General features: G+C 75.8%; 15 protein-coding genes. 3 read left to right on the top strand and 12 right to left on the bottom strand.

Annotation, left to right across the window (positions count from 1 at the left end; all coding sequences use genetic code 11):
* Positions 1-17: 17 nt before the first annotated feature.
* From ACGFIG_RS00765 to ACGFIG_RS00750, 4 genes are all read right to left on the bottom strand, one after another.
* Positions 18-899, bottom strand: a complete 882-nt coding sequence (locus tag ACGFIG_RS00765) for a septum formation family protein (protein ID WP_392999366.1) — start codon at positions 897-899, stop codon at positions 18-20.
* Positions 900-1,089: 190 nt separating this feature from the next.
* A complete protein-coding gene (gene panD, locus ACGFIG_RS00760; RefSeq protein WP_392997984.1) occupies positions 1,090-1,515 on the bottom strand; it encodes an aspartate 1-decarboxylase in 426 nt (141 codons plus the stop codon).
* Positions 1,516-1,546: 31 nt separating this feature from the next.
* Positions 1,547-2,395: a pantoate--beta-alanine ligase gene (gene panC / locus ACGFIG_RS00755; RefSeq protein ID WP_392999364.1), complete on the bottom strand. Its 849-nt coding sequence runs from the start codon at positions 2,393-2,395 to the stop codon at positions 1,547-1,549.
* A 29-nt stretch (positions 2,396-2,424) separates the two neighbouring features.
* Positions 2,425-3,378, bottom strand: coding sequence for a Rossmann-like and DUF2520 domain-containing protein (locus ACGFIG_RS00750; protein ID WP_392997983.1), 954 nt, complete (start codon positions 3,376-3,378; stop codon positions 2,425-2,427).
* Between the two features lie 191 nt (positions 3,379-3,569).
* On the opposite strand from ACGFIG_RS00750, the gene ACGFIG_RS00745 reads away from it, so the two are divergent.
* Entirely contained in the window at positions 3,570-4,709 is a 1,140-nt protein-coding gene (locus ACGFIG_RS00745) for an SAM-dependent methyltransferase (protein WP_392997982.1), read from the top strand.
* Positions 4,706-5,875, top strand: coding sequence for an NADH-quinone oxidoreductase subunit D (locus tag ACGFIG_RS00740; protein WP_392997981.1), 1,170 nt, complete (start codon positions 4,706-4,708; stop codon positions 5,873-5,875). The genes ACGFIG_RS00745 and ACGFIG_RS00740 overlap by 4 nt, the downstream gene beginning before the upstream one ends.
* 174 nt (positions 5,876-6,049) lie before the next feature.
* Here the strand turns inward: ACGFIG_RS00740 and ACGFIG_RS00735 are convergent, their stop codons facing one another.
* The 4 genes from ACGFIG_RS00735 to ACGFIG_RS00720 all read right to left on the bottom strand — a co-directional run bounded on the left by ACGFIG_RS00735 (position 6,050) and on the right by ACGFIG_RS00720 (position 10,779).
* Complete coding sequence (locus ACGFIG_RS00735; RefSeq protein ID WP_392997980.1) at positions 6,050-7,777, bottom strand: hypothetical protein; 1,728 nt, start codon at positions 7,775-7,777, stop codon at positions 6,050-6,052.
* A gap of 166 nt (positions 7,778-7,943) precedes the next feature.
* Entirely contained in the window at positions 7,944-8,948 is a 1,005-nt protein-coding gene (locus ACGFIG_RS00730; protein WP_392997979.1) for a glycine betaine ABC transporter substrate-binding protein, read from the bottom strand.
* A gap of 251 nt (positions 8,949-9,199) precedes the next feature.
* Entirely contained in the window at positions 9,200-9,931 is a 732-nt protein-coding gene (locus ACGFIG_RS00725) for an ABC transporter permease (protein WP_392999362.1), read from the bottom strand.
* Positions 9,932-10,095: 164 nt separating this feature from the next.
* Complete coding sequence (locus tag ACGFIG_RS00720) at positions 10,096-10,779, bottom strand: ABC transporter permease (RefSeq protein ID WP_392997978.1); 684 nt, start codon at positions 10,777-10,779, stop codon at positions 10,096-10,098.
* Positions 10,780-10,781: 2 nt separating this feature from the next.
* Here ACGFIG_RS00720 and ACGFIG_RS00715 point away from each other — a divergent pair, with 2 nt between their 5' ends.
* Entirely contained in the window at positions 10,782-11,774 is a 993-nt protein-coding gene (locus ACGFIG_RS00715; protein WP_392997977.1) for an ABC transporter ATP-binding protein, read from the top strand.
* A gap of 12 nt (positions 11,775-11,786) precedes the next feature.
* Here ACGFIG_RS00715 and ACGFIG_RS00710 read toward each other — a convergent pair whose 3' ends face one another.
* The 4 genes from ACGFIG_RS00710 to ACGFIG_RS00695 all read right to left on the bottom strand — a co-directional run bounded on the left by ACGFIG_RS00710 (position 11,787) and on the right by ACGFIG_RS00695 (position 14,526).
* Positions 11,787-12,284, bottom strand: a complete 498-nt coding sequence (locus tag ACGFIG_RS00710; RefSeq protein WP_392997976.1) for a hypothetical protein — start codon at positions 12,282-12,284, stop codon at positions 11,787-11,789.
* A gap of 60 nt (positions 12,285-12,344) precedes the next feature.
* Positions 12,345-12,659, bottom strand: coding sequence for a hypothetical protein (locus tag ACGFIG_RS00705; RefSeq protein WP_392997975.1), 315 nt, complete (start codon positions 12,657-12,659; stop codon positions 12,345-12,347).
* Positions 12,660-12,711: 52 nt separating this feature from the next.
* Positions 12,712-13,923, bottom strand: a complete 1,212-nt coding sequence (locus ACGFIG_RS00700) for an ABC transporter permease (protein WP_392997974.1) — start codon at positions 13,921-13,923, stop codon at positions 12,712-12,714.
* Between the two features lie 114 nt (positions 13,924-14,037).
* A complete protein-coding gene (locus ACGFIG_RS00695; RefSeq protein WP_392997973.1) occupies positions 14,038-14,526 on the bottom strand; it encodes a DUF3180 domain-containing protein in 489 nt (162 codons plus the stop codon).
* Between the last annotated feature and the right edge of the window lie 29 nt (positions 14,527-14,555).

The raw sequence follows: 14,555 nt of genomic DNA, 5'->3' as shown, positions 1-14,555 counted from the left end.
CCGGATGGGCCGGCGCGCTACCGCGTCCGGACCGGGAGGGCCGCCGGGCCCGCGCCCCGCAGCGAGCCGGTCACCGTACGGTCGTCGAGCCAGAGGTAGCAGCGCACGCCCCGGTCGCCGACGCGCCACCGGCCCGCCCCGGGCGGACGGACCACCACGCCGCTGCGGAAGCGCAGGTCGGCGTCGTCGGGCACCCCCACGTAGCGGCCGAGCACCGAGCGGCAACCGGCGTACAGCGGGGCCCAGTCGGCGGGGCGGGTCGGGTACGGGCGGTCGGGTGCCCGCCACACCCCGACGAACTCGGCGTCGTGCCGGCTGGCGCAGTCGACCGGGAGCAGCGTCCGCACCGACCCGCCGACGGAGCGGGCCTGCTGGCAGCCCAGCCGCAACGGGGACGGCCCCCGCAGCGCGTCCCGGAGGCTGCCGGTGCGCACCACCACGGTGGCGGCGGCCTCGGCGGTGCTCACCTCGGTCAGGTCACACCGGTACCAGCGGGCGCCGGCCGTCCAGCCCGGCCCGGACGGCACCGCCACCGCCAGCCGCAGCCGTCCAGCCCGCCAGTCGGCGCCCACGTAAGCGCTCGCCCGGGTGTCGCAGTCGGCGAACGCGCCCCGCAGCTCGGCCGACCCACCGGGCGGCGGGGCGGGCCGCTCGGCCGGGAAGGCGCCCACGTGCGCGGTCTCGACGCGGTGCGGAACGGCGCAGTCCACCGGCGCGTACGCCGCCAGGGTCACGACGTCGGCGAAGTCGGCGACCTGGCACACCCCGGCGGCCGGGGTGAAGGGTCCGGGCGCGGGCGGGGCCGCCCAGTCGTCGACCAGGTCACCGTCCAGCCCGCCGGACCCGGCGCACCCGGCCAGGAGAACGGCCGCGGCGACGGCCGCGAGCAGGGTGGTCATCGCACGTCGCACCGCGGCCTCCCCCAGCCACCCGCGCCTGTCGACGGGCAACCAGACTACCCAGGGATGACCTTCCGGTGACAGACCGCACGGGCGCCCACTTCGACGCCCGACCGGTCCCCGAGGTCACGAAGGGGACCAACCGTGACAGAGCCCTCGCACGGCGCGGGTGACGGCGGGATCGGGCGGGTCAGACGGCGGCGGCGAATGGGTTGGGGATCGGGGCGCCCGCGGTGCCGGGGGCGGCGGTGGTCGGGTCGGTGTTCAGCTCGACGACCCGGTTCGCGGCGTCGACGTGCACCACCCGCGGCCGGTACGCGCGGGCCTCGGCGTCGTCCATCTGCCCGTACGAGATGAGGATGACCAGGTCGCCCGGGTGCACCAGGTGGGCGGCGGCACCGTTGATGCCGATCACGCCGCTGCCCCGCTCGCCCGGGATCACGTACGTCTCCAGCCGCGCCCCGTTGGTGATGTCCACGATCGCGACCTGCTCCCCGGGGATCAGGTCGGCGGCGTCGAGCAGATCCTCGTCGACCGTCACCGAGCCGACGTAGTGCAGGTCGGCCTGGGTCACGGTGGCCCGGTGGATCTTCGACTTGAGCATGGTGCGCAGCATCGGGATGCCTTTCGCGGAGGGTAGCGGTGGTTCAGGAACGGGGGGCGAGCCGGATCGGCGCGTTGTCGATCAGCCGGGTGGCGCCCACCCAGGCGGCGACGAGCAGCCGCGCCGGCCCGGCGACCGGCCCCGGTTCCAGGTCCGGGTCGGTGAGCACCAGGTAGTCGAGGCGCGCCCCGGGCGTACCGGCGCCGAAGGCCGCGTGCGCGGCGGCGAGCACGGCCCCCGCGTCACCGCCCTCGTCGGCGGCTCCGGCCCCGGCCCGCAGCGCCGCCGACAGGCTCAGCGCGGCCTCCCGCTCGGCCGGGGAGAGGTAGCGGTTGCGGCTGGACAGCGCCAGCCCGTCCGGCTCCCGCACGGTCGGCACCCCGACCACCTCGACCGGCACGTCGAGGTCCCGGGCCATCCGCCGCACCAGGGTCAGCTGCTGGTAGTCCTTCTCGCCGAAGAACGTCAGGTCGGGGCGGGTGAGCTGGAGCAGCTTCAGCACCACCGTGAGCACCCCGTGGAAGAACCCGGGGCGGCTCTGCCCCTCCAGGTCCTCGCCCAGCGGGCCCGGGTCGACCCGGACCCGGGGCTGGCCGTCCGGATACATGTCGGCCACCGAGGGTGCGAAGACCACGTCCGCGCCGGCCCGCCGGCAGATCTCCAGGTCGGCGTCGAGGGTGCGCGGGTAGCGGTCGAAGTCCTCGTTCGGGCCGAACTGCAACGGGTTGACGAAGATCGTGACGATCACGTGGTCGGCCCGCTCCCGGGCCGCCCGCAGCAGCGTCTCGTGCCCGGAGTGCAGCGCGCCCATCGTCATCACGACACCCACGGTGCCCTTGAGCCCGTCGCGCGCCGCCGCCAGCTCGGCACGGCCGTGCACCAGTTCCGTCACGCGGTCCCCTCCGTCCACGGTCAGCCCGGTCACGCGGCCACCTCCCGCCGGTCGCCGGCGAGCACGCCGAGCAGCGACTCCGCGTCCGCCGGCCGCAGCCGGCCCGCGGCGATCGCCCGGTCGGCCGTACGCCGGGCCAGGGCCAGGTACGGCGCGACCGACTCGGGGGCGGTCGCGGCGAGCCGGGCCAGGTGGCGCTCGACCGTACCGGCGTCGCCCCGGGACACCGGCCCGGTCAACGCGTCGTCGCCGAGGCGCAGCGCGTTCTCCAGGGCGGCGCGCAGCAGCGGGGCGAGCACCTTCTCCGGCTGGGTGACCCCGGCGTCGCGCAGCCGGTCGGCCGCCTCGTTGACGAGGGTCACCAGGTGGTTGGCGCCGTGTGCCAGCGCCGCGTGGTAGAGCGGCCGGTCCGCCTCGCCGACCCACTCCGGCACCCCGCCGAGGTCGGCGACCAGCCGGGCGGCCAGGGGGCGCAGCTCCGGCGGGGCGCTCACCCCGTACGAGATGCCGGCCAGCCGGACGAGGTCGTCCGGCGTACCGGTGAAGGTCATCGCGGGGTGCAGGGCGAGCGGTCGGGCGCCCACCGCGGCGGCGGGGGCGAGTACGGCCAGCCCGTGCGCGCCGGACGTGTGCGCGACCACCTGGCCGGGGCGCAGCGCGCCGCCGTCGGCCAGCGCGGTGACCACCCCGGCGAGCGCGTCGTCGGGCACGGCGACCAGCAGCAGGTCGGTGGCCGCCCGCGCCACGGCGGCGGCGGAGCGGAGGGACACGCCGGGCAGCAGCAGCGCCGCCCGGGCCCGGGAGGCGCCGGAGCCGGCCGTGGCGGCGACCACCCGGTGGCCGGCGGCGGCGAGGGCGGCGCCCAGCACGGCACCGACCCGGCCGGAGCCGACGACACCGACGGTGAGGAGACGGGGAGTGGCAGCCGGCGGGGCGGCGGCCCCGTCAGGGGCGGCCGGGCGCGGGCGCAGGGGTGCGCTCATGGGCGACGATCCAGTCCTCGAGAAGGGGTACCGGTCGATGGCAAGTATGCGCCGGGGTTACGGAACCGGGACAAGGATGTGTGAAAACGTTCACCGACGGCACCGGCGGCACGCCCGGGGATGGAACGTCCGCGCCGACCGGCTGACCGTAGGGTCGGGCCGGTGACCCACGCCGCACGAGGAACGGACTGATGTCGGAGCGCTGGCGGGACGCGATGGAACGGTCCCTCTACGGGCCGGGCGGCTTCTTCGTCTCCGGGCCGGGGCCGGCCGGCCACTTCCGCACCAGCGTGCACGCGTCCCCGGCCTTCGCCGACGCGCTGCTGCGGCTCGTCGAGCGGGTCGACGCCGCCCTCGGCCACCCCGCCGACCTCCGCGTGGTCGACGTGGGCGCGGGGCGGGGCGAGCTGCTCCGCGCGCTCTCCGCCGCGCTGAAGGTCGCCGGGGAGCCCGCCCGCCCCGGGCGGTCAGGCTTGATCCCTGCGCGGACGGGCTCCCCGGCGACCCCGACTCCCCCGGCCGCCGCCCGGCCCCCGGCCTCGTCCGGCCCGTCGTCCGCCGGTCCCGCGCCCTCCACGCCGGTTCCGCTCGCCTCCCGGGTACGCCTCACCGCGGTCGAGAAGGCGCCCCGACCGGCCGACCTGCCCGACGGGATCGACTGGCTCGACGAAATACCCGACGGGATCACCGGGCTGCTGGTGGCCACCGAGTGGCTGGACAACGTGCCGCTCGACGTGGCGGTGCACACCGCCGAGGGCTGGCGCTACCTGCTGGTCGACCCGGCCACCGGCGCGGAGACCGTCGGCGACCCGGTCGATGCCGCCGACACGGACTGGCTCACCCGATGGTGGCCGGAACCCCTGACAGCGGTCAGAGCCGAGATCGGCCGGACCCGCGACGAGGCGTGGGCGCACGCCGTGGGCCACGTCGACCGGGGGCTGGCGTTGGCCGTGGACTACGGGCACCTGCGGGACGGCCGGCCCGTGGACGGGACGTTGACCGGATACCGGGGCGGGCGGCAGGTGCCGCCGGTGCCGGACGGGAGCCGCGACGTCACCGCGCACGTCGCCGTCGACTCGGTCGCCTCCGCCGGCGCCCGGGTCGCGCGGTGCGCGTACGACCTGGGGTCGCAGCGGGAGGCGCTGCGGGCGCTCGGGGCCGACGGCGGCCGACCCCCGCTCAGCCTGGCCGCCAGCGACCCGGCCGGGTACGTGCGGGCGCTCGCCGCCGCGTCGGCGGTGGCCGAACTGACCGACCCGGCCGGGCTGGGCGGGCACTGGTGGCTGCGGCAACCGGTCGGCGTCGACCCCGGGCGGTTCATGGCACGATGACGGGCATGACCACGGACGCCGGCGACCTCCGCGAGCTGACCGTCGGCACCGGGGCCGGCGGGGAACAGCTCGGCACCGACATGGTGCTCAACATCGGGCCGCAGCACCCCTCCACGCACGGCGTGCTCCGGCTCCGGCTGGTGCTCGACGGCGAGCGCGTGGTGGCCTGCGAGCCGATCGTCGGCTACATGCACCGGGGCGCGGAGAAGCTCTTCGAGGTCCGCGACTACCGGCAGATCATCGTGCTGGCCAACCGGCACGACTGGCTCTCGGCCTTCTCCAACGAGCTGGGCGTGGTGCTCGCCGTCGAGCGGCTGATGGGCATGGAGGTGCCGGAGCGGGCCACCTGGCTGCGGATGGCCCTCGCGGAGCTGAACCGGGTGCTCAACCACCTGATGTTCCTCGGCTCCTACCCGCTGGAGATCGGCGCGATCACGCCGATGTTCTACGCGTTCCGCGAGCGGGAGACCATCCAGGCGGTCATGGAGGAGGTCTCCGGGGGCCGGATCCACTACATGTTCAACCGGGTGGGCGGGCTCAAGGAGGAGGTGCCGGCCGGCTGGACCGGCCGGGCGCGGGCCGCCATCGCCGAGGTCCGCCGGCGGATGCCCGACCTGGACAACCTCATCCGGCGCAACGACATCTTCCTGGCCCGCACGGTCGGCGTCGGGGTGCTCTCCGCGGCCGACGCCGCCGCGTTCGGCGCGTCCGGGCCCGTCGCACGGGCCTCCGGCCTCGACCTCGACCTGCGCCGCGACGAGCCCTACCTGGCCTACGACCAGCTCGACGTGCCGGTGGTGACGAAGACCGCCGGGGACTGCCACGCCCGCTTCGAGGTGCTGCTCGACCAGGTGTACGCCTCGCTCGACCTCGCCGAGCAGTGCCTGGACCGGGTGGACCGGCTCACCGGGCCGATCAACACCCGGCTGCCGAAGGTGCTCAAGGCCCCCGAGGGGCACACCTACGCCTGGACCGAGAACCCGCTCGGCATCAACGGTTACTACCTGGTCTCGCGGGGCGAGAAGACGCCCTGGCGGTTGAAGCTGCGCACCGCGTCGTACGCGAACGTGCAGGCGCTGGCCACCCTGCTCCCCGGCTGCCTGGTGCCGGACCTGATCGCCATCCTCGGCTCGATGTTCTTCGTGGTCGGCGACATCGACAAGTGACCCCGGCCCGCCCTTGGACGGCCGGCTCCCGGTCGCGTTCGCCGGGTTGGCTCCCGGTTGGACCCGTTCGCCGGACGGCGGCGCACTGGCCGGCTCGCAGAGCTGACCGGCTGCGCCGGCTCGGGACGGTTGGCCGGGACGGCGACGGCCGATCCTGACGGGCCGCCGCCGGGGTCAGCGCCAGCGGTCGGGGTTGCGGGCACCGCCCGCCCGGGGCTCGTCGTCCTGCGGCGGGTAGCCGTACCGCTCCTCCGGCGGCCGGCCGTACCGCTCCTGCGGGTAGCCGTACCGCTCCGGCTCGGGCTCCGCCCGACGGGCGCGGTGCGCCTCCGGCTGGCGGGCGTCGTGCCGCGCCTCGGGCTGCTGTCCCCGCTGGCGGGGTGGACGCCACTCGTCGGGCACCGGCACCCCGCCGGCCGGCAGGGCCGGGGCGTCGGCCGGCTCCGGCCAGCCGCCGCGCCACCCGTCGTCCGCGCGCTCTCCCGCCCGGCGCGGTTCGTCCCGCCGCACCGATGCCCAGCGGTCCGCGACGCGGTACTCGGTGCCGGTGGCGTCCGTGCGCACCTCGGCACGCCGCTCCCCGACCCGCAGCTCCCGACCCCGCTCGTCGTCCCGTACGGCAGCCCACCGGTCCCCGGCGCGTAGCTGCGACCAGTACTCCCCGTCCTCCGCTCCCGCCTCGGCGGGCGGATACGGCCGTTCGTGGCCGGGCGGTGCGGCCGGCGCACCCCTGCCCGGCCCGCCCCGGTCGTCCCACCGCTGCCCCCGCTCGTCGTGCCGGCCCCACTCCCGCTCGTCGCGCGGTTCCGACAACTCCCGGTCGCCGGGTTGCTTCGACCATCCCCGGTCGCCGGGCTGGGCCGTCCGGCCCTCCCGGGCGGCGCTCCCGGGGCCCGGTCGCGCCCCGTCGCCGTGACGGGCCCGCTCCTCATGGCGGGGCCGGTCGCCATGACGCGCCCCCTCCTCGTACCGGGGCCGGTCGTCGTGGCGGGACCGGTCGCCCGGGTCGTCGTGCCCGTCGCCGGCCCAGGGGCGGTCGTCCGGCTCGCCCGACCACGGCCGCTCCTCCGGCGCGGGCGACCAGCCGCCCGCGTACCCGCCGCCGTACCGGGCACCCCGGTCGCCGGGCACGGACGCGGAGCCGTCGACGACGGTGTGCCGGGTGGTGACGTGCACGGTCTCGGTGTGCCGCACCACCCCGAGGGGGCGGGCGCCGGGCTGGCTCCCCGGCTCCGCCGGCCGGGCCGCCCCGTACACCCCCGCCGTTCCGCCGGCGGCCGACCGGTCCGCGCCGTACCCGCCGCCCGCTCCCGGGGACGGCCCGTCCGTGCCGTACGCGCCGGGGGCCGGCCGCTCGGTCCGCGGAGTCGGCTGCGGCCTGCGGACCCGTTCCTCGTCGTCCCGGTCGGCACGCCCCCGGCGGGGCACCGCGTCGTCCTGATCCGGCACCCGCCCCCGACCGGCGACCGCGTCGTCGACGGAGGCCCGGGCCCGGCCGGTACCGGGCGCGGCGTCGACCCCGGCCAGCGCGGCGCTGCTGGCGTCCAGCCGCCGACGCAGCGCGGTCACCTCTTCCTGGGCCCGCTGGGCGTGGTCGAGTGCCTGGTTGCCGCGCTGGGCGGCGGCCACGATCTCCCCGCGCAACTCGTGTCGGAGCTGCTCGATCTCGTCCAGCAGCTCCTCGGTCCGGGCCGGACCCGCGCCGTCGACGCGCAACGCGATCGACAGGCCGATCAGTACGACGGCCAGGATGGCAAGCACGGCGGCGAACCGCAGCGGACCGTTGCCGTCGGCGACGAGGAGAATCAACGCGGCCACCGGCGCCAGGGCGACACCGGCCCAGAAGAGCATGGTGAGCATCGACGCGCTGCGCTTGTCGGCGGGGGTGACCGGGGCTGGCATGGGTCCGCAGCCTACCGAGAGTTTCCCCGCCCGGGAATGGCGAGCAGGGGCATCCGGCGGCGGCGTCCACAGTCGCGCCGCCGCCTGCTGGACGGACCGGCTGCGGGCGGGGCAGCGGTCCACCGCTCGGCCGCCGGTGGTCCGTGCCACCGGCGGCCGGGGAGGATCAGCCGACGGCCAGTGCGCCGTCCGACGAGAACACCAGGCCCACGCTCGCGGCCCCGGTCTTCAGCGCGTTCTTGGTCTGCGGACCGCCCTGGTCCAGCGAGCTGAACGAGCCCGCCTTGAAGTCGTAGACCTGAACCAGCCCCGCCTGGCACTTCGGCCGCTGCGGGCACTCCGGCGGCCCGGCCAGCACCGTGGCCTGGCCCGAGCACTTGGCGGCCAGGTCGGAGAGCGTACGGATGCCGTACTTGTCGGCGAACGCCTTGGTCACGGCGAACGCGTTCTGGTCCTGCGCTGCGGCCGGCGTACCGAAGACGAGGCCCACCTTGTCGCCGGCCGCCTTGAGCGCCGCGACGGTCTTGTCGAGGTCGGGCGAGGACACCGGCGCGGCGTCCTTGCCGTTGGCCTTGGTGTTGAGGAACTCGGCCATGGTCGCCGCGTACTCCGGGATCACCTGGATCTCGCCCTTCTCCAGGGCCGGCTCGTAGAGTTCCCGGTTGCCGATCTGCTGCACCTTGGCGTCGTAGCCGGCCGCGGTGAGGGCGATCTTGTAGAGCTCGGCCAGGATCTGGTTCTCCGTGAAGTTGGCCGCGCCGATCACGATCTGCCCGCCGGGCCCCTTGGCGATGCCCGCGGTGACACCGTTGGTCGCCGCGAACTCCTCGGCCGCCTTCTGCGCCGTCTTGCGGTCGACGTCGACGGCCTTGTTGAGCTGGATCAGCTTCGGCGTGTCGAGCGCGGCCGAGACCTTGTCCAGCGCCGCGAGGAGCTGCGGGTTGGCCGCGTCGGCGTTGACCGCCGGGATGACGTTGTCCGTGTTCTGGAGCTTCTTGTCGTCGTCGAGCACGACGAGCTGGTCACCGGCGACCGGCGCGCAGCCGGCCCCGGACGCCGCCTGCTCGGGGGCGTCAGTGCCGGAGGAGCCGGCGTCACCGCAGCCGGTCAGCAGCCCCGCCGCGGCGAGGGCTCCCACCGCACCGACGGCCAGGCGTGTACGCGCGCGCATCAGTGCCCGCCTTCCGTGTCCCGGCGCGGCCCCGCCGGGCCGGCCGCGTGTCCGACGGGCGATCTCCTTCCGGCCGCCCGCTGTGTCCCACGGGCGGCTGACTCAAGCGTCGCCCGCATTTCCCACCCCAACATCTTCCACACGGCACCGACAACTCGGGAGCCGGTTTGTCACCGGATCGTCACCGGAGGTGAGTCGGATTCCGCATCCACCCGTCGATCGGGCACGGCGTCCAGGTGCGGCGGAGGCGTTCAGCCTCCGGCCACCGCCTGCGCGGCGCGGCGGCGCGCCCGGCGACGGTCGCCCCGCAGCGGGCGCGGCGTGACCAGGCGCTCGACCAGGGCAAGCACCAGTTCCAGCAGCATGGCGAGCCCGGCCACGAGCACGCCGCCAGCGAGGATCTGACCGCCACCGGCGGCGATGTCCAGCCCGAAGCCCGCCCGGATGATCTGGCCCAGGCCGCCGCCGTTGACGAAGGACGCCAACGCGGCGGTCGCCACCACCTGCACCGCCGCCGTGCGGAACCCGGCCGCCAGGTACGGCACCGCCAGCGGCAGCTCGACCCGGCGCAGCAACTGCCACCCGGAGAAGCCCATCCCGCGTGCCGCGTCCCGGGCCTCCGGATCGGCCTGCCGCACCCCCGTGTACGCGTTCGCCAGCAGCGGCGGCACCGCGAAGACGGCCAACGCGACCACCACCGACGGCCGGCCGAAACCGAGGAAGGTCAGCGGCAGGATGGTGAGCAGGGCGAGCGTGGGTACGGCGAGGGACACATTGGACACCAGCACCACGAGCCCGCCGCCCCGGCCGGAGTGCCCGAGCCAGAGCCCGATCGGCCAGGCGACCAGGCAGCCCAACGCCACCGCCGCCGCCGACATCGACAGGTGCTCGCCGAGCCGGTCCAGGATGCCGCCCGGGTTCGTCCAGTTCAGCGGGTCGTTGAGCCAGACCAGCGCCGCCTCGACCGGGTTCACCGAGCCAATCCTCCGTCCAAGACCGCGGGACTCCGCTGCGCTGCGTTCCTCGCGCTCACCGAGCCCACCTTCCGCTCGCGACCGCGGGACTCCGCTGCGCTACGTTCCTCGCGCTCACCGAGCCCACCTTCCGCTCGCGACCGCGGGACTCCGCTGCGCTACGTTCCTCGCGCTCACCGGGCCCGCTTCAGCCAGGGGGTCAGCAGCCTGCCCGCACCCGCCAGGACCAGGTCGAGCACCAGGGCGAGCAGGACGCAGAGCAGCGTTCCCGTCATGATCTGCGCCTTGTAGAAGTTGTTCTGGAACCCGGCGAAGATCAGCTGCCCCAGACCGCCGCGCCCGATCACCACGCCCACGGTCACGAGGGCCACCGTGGAGACGGTGGCCAGCCGCAGCCCGGTGAGGATGCCCGGCAGTGCCAGCGGCAACTCGACCCGGAACAGCCGACCCCAACGGCCGTACCCCATCCCCTCGGCCGCCTCGCGGACCTCGGGGGGCACCTGGTTGAGCCCCGCGACGGCGTTACGGACGATCACCAGCAGCGCGTAGAGGACCACCACACTGAGCGCGGTCAGCGCGCCGATGCCCAGATAGGGGGCGATGAACGCGAAGAGCGCCAGCGACGGCACCGTGTAGAGCACGCCGGTGAGGGCCAGGACCGGCCCGGCGAGCGAGCGGTACCAGTACGCGGCCACCGCCAGCGGCAGCGCGACCAGGGCGGCGATCAGCACCGCGCGGGCGGTCAGCGAGGCGTGCTCCCGCACGGCGGCGAGGATCGTGTCAGAGTTGTCCCGCACGTACTGCCAGGAGAACCAGGGGTTACCCGGGTCGGCCCGGTAGCTCAGGCGGAAGGACATGTGTGGACGTTACCCCGGAGGGCCCCGAGCCGCGCGCGGCGTCGATCGTGCTGGAGGGCATCCACAAGCGTTACCCCGACGGCACCGAGGCCGTACGCGAGCTGAGCCTGGACATCGCCGCCGGCGAGCTGGCCGTGCTGATCGGACCGTCGGGCTGCGGCAAGTCCACCGTGCTCCGGATGGTGAACCGCCTCATCGAGCCGACCGGCGGCCGGATCCTGCTCGGCGGCGAGGACGTCACCCGGGTGGACCCGGTCCGGTTGCGCCGCCGGATCGGCTACGTGATCCAGAACGTCGGCCTCTTCCCGCACCAGACGGTCAGCGCCAACGTCGCCACCGTGCCCCGGCTGCTCGGCTGGCCGCGCCAGCGCAGCCGCCGCCGCGTCGACGAACTGCTGGAGCTGGTCGGACTCGACCCGGCCACCTTCGGCCGCCGCTACCCGCACGAGCTCTCCGGCGGGCAGCGGCAGCGGGTCGGAGTGGCCCGGGCGCTGGCCGCCGACCCCGTCGTGCTGCTGATGGACGAGCCCTTCTCGGCCGTCGACCCGATCGTGCGTACCCGGTTGCAGGAGGAGTTCCTCCGGTTGCAGGCCGAGGTACGCAAGACCATCGTGCTCGTCACCCACGACCTGGACGAGGCGGTCCGGCTCGGCGACCGGATCGCGGTGCTCTCCGAGGGCGGGCGGCTGGAGCAGTACGACACCCCCGCCGCCGTGCTCGGCGCGCCCGCCACGCCCTTCGTGCGGGAGTTCGTGGGCGCCGACCGGGGCATCCGCCGGCTGGCGGTGACCCCGGTCACCGGCGAGTCCGTCGAACCGCTGCCGGAGACCGGGGTGGCCGAGCTGCCGACGATGCCGCTCGGCGGCTCGGCGTACGACGCCCTGGGGGTGCTGCTGACCTCGGCCGCCGACCGGGTCGTGGTGACCGACGAAGGGCGGCCCGTCGGCGTGCTCAGCCGGGCGCGGCTGCTCGAACTGGGCGGGCCCGGACGCTGAGGGGCGGCGGGTTCAGGCGCGTCCGCCGAGGCTGGCCGCGCCGATGACCCAACCGGAGAGGAAGCCGTAGGTCGCGCCGGCGCCGCCCGCCTGGATCGCCGTGAGCAGCGACGGTTCCGGGCCGAGGAAGGCGGCGAGCAGCGAGGCGAAGCCGCCGGCCAGGACGTACGCGGCCCAGCCGGAGAAGAACTGCGTCCCCGACCCCTGCACCCGGGCCACCTGCGAGGTGGGCAGCAGATAGAGGAAGAGTGCCGCGAGGATGACCAGCAGGACGGCCCGCAGGTTCGCCACGAGCAGGCCGCCGGTCGCCCCGTCGCCGCCGAAGTGCCACGCCGGCCAGGAGAGCAGTTGCAGGTACCAGCCGCCCGCGGAGTTCGGGTCGGTGCCGGCGGCCCAGCCGACGTACGCCGGACTGCCGCACACGGCCACCAGCAGGAGCGCCGCGAGCGCCCCCGTGCCCGCCGCCGTCCCGTAGCGACCGCCCGTCCGCGACGGGTTGGTGAGCGCCATGATCGGCTCAGTTCCCGGCGGACCGCGGGGGGCAAACCTGCCCGGGGCCGTCGGTCGACGTCACCGGCGCGGGTGCTTCATCAGGTAGTCGATGAACGCGGCGCGCAGCAGCGGCGCCGACTCCTCGTAGCCGTGCCCGGTCAGCTCCCGCCACAGGGCCGCGGCCTCGTCGATCGTCGGGCCGACGGAGTTGGGCGCGCCGTCGAGGGCGGCGGCCTCGTCCGCGTTCGGCAGGTGCCGCAGCACGGACCAGAAGAAGCGCACGTCGCGATGCTCCCGGGCGACCGCGAACGCCCGCTCCCGCAGCTCCTCAGTGGACAGCGCGTCGAGTTCCTCGAACGACGGGCCGGCCGAGGTCGATGGTGTGTCGGTCATTCCGCGAGCCTAACCGCCGAGATCACTCCCGGCCCGGTGGACGCGGCACGGCTCACCGGTCGCCGCCGTCCCACCGGCGCGGGCCGCTCTCCCAGCCGGGGTCGCGCCAGGGGTCCACGGGGCTCTCCGGGGACCGCCTCGGCACGGCGGGGGGCCAGTCGCCCACCGGGTCCGCGGACGGCGCCGTCCAGCCCACGCCGAACCGCCCGTCCCCGGAGAACACCGGCTCCGCCGCACCGGTCGCCGGCCGTCCGTACGTCTCGACCAGCCGGGTGACCAGCAGCCCGACGCCGATCGCCGCCGCGCCCACCGCCCACCGGCTCACCGTCCAGCCCCGGGCCCGCGCGTACGCGAGGAAGACCGTGACCAGGCAGACCGCCAGCAGCGTGCCGAAGACGCCGCCGCGCCGGCCGAAGGCGCTGGTGCCGGCGAGCAGCGCCAGGCCGACCGCGAGCACCGTCCAGTCGAGCCCGGGGTTCGGCGCGACCGGGGCGATGTCCCGGCTGGCGACGAGCATGCCGGCCAGCGCGGCCAGCACCGTGGAGCCGACGAGCGCGGCGGTGGTGACCACCGCCGCCACCGCGCCCCGGCGGCGGGCCGGGTCCACGACCGGGCGGAACCGGCCGACCACCCGCCGGACGGCCCGCACCGAACCGAAGAGGCCGCCGAGCACCGCGACGGCCGCGAACCCGACGAAGAGGTACAACGCAGCGCGCTCCGGGTCGTAGTCGCCCTGGGGCAGGACCGCCGCGGAGCGCCGCTGGATGTACACGATCACTCCGGCGGCGGCGGCGAGGGACGCGGCCCAGCCGGGAACGTGCAGCACCACCACGACCAGCGCCAGGGCGAGCCCGCCCAGCGCGGCGACCAGCAGGGCCGGGCCGGCGGCGGCGCTGACGCCCCGGTCGCCCTGCTCGGCCACATGCAGCGCGGCGGCGACCGCGACGGGGCCGACGGCCAGGTTCACCGCGGCGGTACGCAGGGTCAGCCCCGCGGCCAGCGCCAGCAGCCCGAGCACGACCACGTCGAGGAGCAGGGAACGCAGCCCGTCGCCGCGCAGCGCGGCCGGGTCCTCCGCCCAGAGCAGATACGTGAGGAGACCCAGCCCGGCCAGGAGCAGCAGCTCCCAGACGACGTGGACGCCGAACCGGTCGCGGCCGGGCTCGCCGTGCGCGGGGTCGTCGAAGACGTTCTCCAGGACCGAGGCGGGGATGCCGGACGAGGGCTCGGGGGACGGTTCACGCCCCGGTTCGTCGTACCGCATGACGCCGCCTCCCACGTGGCCACCCCAGGCCCGACGCGCCGGCGGACCGGGGCGGCGTTGCTCTCGGTCGCAGGCACGGTACCCGCGCGGGAGGCCGGGCGTAACCCCTCGGAATCAGCGCGCGCCGGGGCGGCCCTCCCGGCCGCCGGGCTCGCGGTCCTCGTCGTCCTCCTGCTCCGGAACCCGGCAGGAACGCTCCAGCCAGAGCGCCGCCGCCACCAACGCCAGGGCGGCGAGCAGCCCGGCGCCGGCGATCGGCCGGTCGCCCATCGCGGCGTCGGTGCGCTCCACGAAGAGCCAGCCGGTCAGCCCGGCGTAGAACCCGGCGAAGATCGCGCCGGCCAGCGCGGAGGCCTTCGCCAGCACCACGAACCGGGCCACCAGCAGGGCGTTCACCGGTTCGCGGCCCGGCCTGCGCTCGATGCGCCCCCTGGTGTTGATTGCGGCGTACGCCTCCAGCACGGCCAGCGCGGCGAGCGTGACGACCGGCAGCCAGGGCAGTTCCGGCAGGTAGTCGTAGTAGAGGGTGCTGATCAGCAACCAGGCCACGGCGGCGGCCCCGAGGCCGGCCACCAGCAGGGTGGAGATGCGGGTGGGACCCATCCGGGACCGCTCCGGGCCTGCTCCGCCCG

It is taken from the genome of Micromonospora sp. NPDC049048 (assembly GCF_043197615.1).
In the GTDB taxonomy this organism is placed as follows: domain Bacteria; phylum Actinomycetota; class Actinomycetes; order Mycobacteriales; family Micromonosporaceae; genus Micromonospora.
This window is presented reverse-complemented; position numbering and strand designations above follow the sequence as displayed.

Excerpts from the sequence above, each read along its gene's own strand:
- panD (WP_392997984.1), bottom strand. The coding sequence starts at position 1,515 with ATGCTGCGCACCATGCTCAAGTCGAAGATCCACCGGGCCACCGTGACC.
- ACGFIG_RS00700 (WP_392997974.1), bottom strand. The coding sequence starts at position 13,923 with ATGCGGTACGACGAACCGGGGCGTGAACCGTCCCCCGAGCCCTCGTCC.
- ACGFIG_RS00695 (WP_392997973.1), bottom strand. The coding sequence starts at position 14,526 with ATGGGTCCCACCCGCATCTCCACCCTGCTGGTGGCCGGCCTCGGGGCC.
- ACGFIG_RS00730 (WP_392997979.1), bottom strand. The coding sequence starts at position 8,948 with ATGCGCGCGCGTACACGCCTGGCCGTCGGTGCGGTGGGAGCCCTCGCC.
- ACGFIG_RS00750 (WP_392997983.1), bottom strand. The coding sequence starts at position 3,378 with ATGAGCGCACCCCTGCGCCCGCGCCCGGCCGCCCCTGACGGGGCCGCC.
- ACGFIG_RS00710 (WP_392997976.1), bottom strand. The coding sequence starts at position 12,284 with ATGGCGCTCACCAACCCGTCGCGGACGGGCGGTCGCTACGGGACGGCG.
- ACGFIG_RS00720 (WP_392997978.1), bottom strand. The coding sequence starts at position 10,779 with ATGTCCTTCCGCCTGAGCTACCGGGCCGACCCGGGTAACCCCTGGTTC.
- ACGFIG_RS00745 (WP_392997982.1), top strand. The coding sequence starts at position 3,570 with ATGTCGGAGCGCTGGCGGGACGCGATGGAACGGTCCCTCTACGGGCCG.
- ACGFIG_RS00735 (WP_392997980.1), bottom strand. The coding sequence starts at position 7,777 with ATGCCAGCCCCGGTCACCCCCGCCGACAAGCGCAGCGCGTCGATGCTC.
- ACGFIG_RS00705 (WP_392997975.1), bottom strand. The coding sequence starts at position 12,659 with ATGACCGACACACCATCGACCTCGGCCGGCCCGTCGTTCGAGGAACTC.
- ACGFIG_RS00740 (WP_392997981.1), top strand. The coding sequence starts at position 4,706 with ATGACGGGCATGACCACGGACGCCGGCGACCTCCGCGAGCTGACCGTC.
- ACGFIG_RS00765 (WP_392999366.1), bottom strand. The coding sequence starts at position 899 with ATGACCACCCTGCTCGCGGCCGTCGCCGCGGCCGTTCTCCTGGCCGGG.